We start from the raw sequence: 2,845 nt of genomic DNA, 5'->3' as shown, positions 1-2,845 counted from the left end.
TCGGTCGAGACGGTTTGACGAAGCGTGAGATCGGTATCGCCGGCAGGGATCGAAGATCGGGCAGCGACGGCTGAGTCGAGTTCGACAAGCGGAGCAGCAATGTCGATGCGAAACTCGCGACAGAGGTCACGGTGCAACTGCGTCTGCAAAAGCCAGCCCGCCTTGGGCGTGTGCTTGGCGCGCTGCATCAGGTTGCCGGTTGCCGCCACCAGCTCGCTGCCGGCAATCGGGGTGACGAGCGGTTCGTCGAGCACGCCTCCGACACGAACGCTGCGTGACACTGCGAACACAACGAACGACGATGCCACCAAAACGAGCGCCATCCAAGCCCAGTCGGGGACAAGATCGATCAGCGTGTCTTCGCCCTCCCCAATTTCCCTCACTTCGGACACCGGTGCTGTTGCGCCGGTTCCCAGCACGATGCTGACCGACGAACCTGGCGCCGGTGTCAAGAGCGCTACGGCCAATCCTGCGTTGTCGGCCCGTCGCAGATACTGATTCACGAAGACCTCGTTGTCGCCGAGGCCAACGACAAATCCGTCCCCAATCGAATTGACGATGACGAACGAGTTGCCGCTGCGTGCAAAACACTTCGGTTCGGTCGGCCCAACCGGAAAGAGCAGACCCTGAGGCACGTAGAGGCCCCGCAACGACTCGAGTGCTGCGACGTTGCACTCGCCAGAGCGCAGGTTGGTCTCACGGTCGACATCGAGCCGATCGGTCGGGAGAGGTGGGCCGGAGATCTCGATGCTGCCACCTTCAACGGCTGGCCCGCCGTGCAAAGTGCTCGACGGGTCAGCAACGATCGCCACGCCGCTCGCCTCGATGAAGTCGATCACCGCCGATCGTTGTTCGTCATCGAGTTGATCTGCCAAGACCAAGAGACGAGTGTCGCTGCCGGGTGCCGGCACGATGCGACCAATCGTCACGTCAGCACCGCTGCGCTCCAACAGTTCCACCAATGCCGTTGCACCGTCGGGCGCACTCGATCGAGGGTCAAACGGGTCAGGTGCCGGTCGGGCACGCACGATCAGGAGCAATGCCAGAGCGGTACCCACCACGACGAGTGCTGCGAGCGCACCCTTGCCAACGCCAATCGATTCGGTCGATGCTGCAGCCCGGCTCATGAAACTCGCCGTTCGCGTCGTCGGCCCGGGCCAACAAGAACGGTGTCGAGCACGACACGCGACACCGCGACGAACCGCGTGTCGGCGTCGGCAGTGACCACGTGGTCGTCGAACCATGCTGCGTCGAAGATGTCGGCCGCATCGTCGAAGTTCTGGCTGACCGCCGGAGCGAGCGACGCAAGTTGTGCACGCTCTTCGCCCGATGTCCGCCCAGGGATCTCGTCGATGGCACCAGCGCGGGCGAGGTCGCCAACGAGTGCCCGGTACTCACAACGCACCGAGTCACGGAAACGTCCAGCGGTGCGATGCTCCTGAGCGGCGCGGCGCCACCTGTCAGGTGGTTGTTGCTCGTCGATGATCCGTTCGCCAACGGCCTCGTCCAGATCTTCGTCGAGGTCGATGAGGTCGATGAGGTCATCGTCGTCGTCGATATCGCGTTCCTTGATGGCCTTGGCCACCATCCAGACAACGACGGCAACCAACGCTGCGACGAGCAGCACCACCAGCAACGTCCCGAAGGGGCCAAACCCTGCGCCGCCCCCACTCAGGTCAGGCAGATCGAAGTCAGCCGGGTTCGGCTCGGGCGGCGAGCAACGAACTTCGGCTGCGGTGAGGCGGCAGGCAACGTCGCGGGCAAGGTCACGGGTGGCATCAGGATCGACGTCGGCCGGCCCGAACGGACCACCGTCGGCGCCCCAAATCAACATGCCGGCGACTCTCCCCAGCAAGATCATGCCGGATCCCGCTGCCCGAAAGCTGCGTCGGCGTCGAGCGCTATGTCCATACCCTCGGCATCGAGTCTGACTGCGAGATACATCTCAGCGGTCGATAACGCGACGAGCGGTACGACGACAATCACCCCAAGTTGGCCGGTGATGCCCTGCGCCAACCAGGTGTAGCTGCCGAACGTGATGAACCCGCCCGACTCGGCGAGTACAGGAAGGAACGTGATGCCAGCAAAGAGTAATGATCCAAGCAGGGCCGACGCGAGGACAAAGCCGAACGTTGCCCACGAACGTGTCCGAGCGAGTCGCCATGAGCGTTTCAACGCGCGCAGCGGGCCCGCGCGCTCTGCGACCATGACCGGTATTGCGTACAACGTCGCTGCCGAAAGGAGCGCCCCGATGGGGAGCACGACGACGAGTCGACCAACGACATCATCGGATCGACTCGCCAAAGCCCACGTGGCGAAGAAGGGCACCCAGCAGTGACCAATCGCCCAGGCAACGAGTACCGCTGGCACCCGACGCACGGTCGACCGGAATGCTGGCCACAGCCCGACAGGTGCTCCAAACCGTTCGCTGATCAACACCGCCGAGGCAAAGCAGCCGACGGCTGCGGCCGCGAAGCTGGCGCAAACGACCGCAAGTATGGCTGCCACGTCGTCGATCCCGGTACCGACATCATCGCCACCGAATGCGGTCAGCGTGGTCGAGCCGCCACGATCGAATGCCACCGTGGTCGCCCACAGGTTGAGCGCAACCACCGGGAGTAAGAGCAGCGACGAGCCGACGAGCAAATCTCGCCCTCGACGTTGCAACATCTTCCCGCCGTCGTCGAGCGCGGAAAGCACGTGATTGCGGCTTCGGCGGAGTTGGATCGGCCGACGTGCCACCGTGACTGCCTGGGCCGTGACCGGCCTCGGGGTGGCCGCCGGCGCGTCAACTTCTGCCCAGGCAGTCGGCCGCGACACTGGCGTTGTCGTCGGATCGCCATGG

Annotated in this window: 3 protein-coding genes; all 3 read right to left on the bottom strand. The window is 64.2% G+C overall.

Annotated features, from left to right (window positions below):
• The coding region (locus tag ACH2EI_RS18730) for a DUF4350 domain-containing protein (protein ID WP_395161132.1) at positions 1-1,127 on the bottom strand (1,127 nt) is incomplete at its 3' end.
• Positions 1,124-1,834, bottom strand: a complete 711-nt coding sequence (locus ACH2EI_RS18725; protein WP_395161130.1) for a DUF4129 domain-containing protein — start codon at positions 1,832-1,834, stop codon at positions 1,124-1,126. The genes ACH2EI_RS18730 and ACH2EI_RS18725, both read right to left, overlap by 4 nt.
• A 23-nt stretch (positions 1,835-1,857) precedes the next feature.
• Positions 1,858-2,742, bottom strand: a complete 885-nt coding sequence (locus ACH2EI_RS18720) for a hypothetical protein (protein WP_395161129.1) — start codon at positions 2,740-2,742, stop codon at positions 1,858-1,860.
• Positions 2,743-2,845 lie beyond the last annotated feature (103 nt).

This window comes from Ilumatobacter sp. (assembly GCF_041688325.1).
Classification (GTDB): Bacteria; Actinomycetota; Acidimicrobiia; order Acidimicrobiales; family Ilumatobacteraceae; genus Ilumatobacter_A.
The sequence above is the reverse complement of the archived record's forward strand: the minus strand, read 5'-3'. Positions and strand labels throughout refer to the sequence as shown.

Bases quoted from the DNA above. Each gene is read 5' to 3' on its own strand.
- ACH2EI_RS18725 (WP_395161130.1), bottom strand. From the start codon at position 1,834: ATGTTGATTTGGGGCGCCGACGGTGGTCCGTTCGGGCCGGCCGACGTC.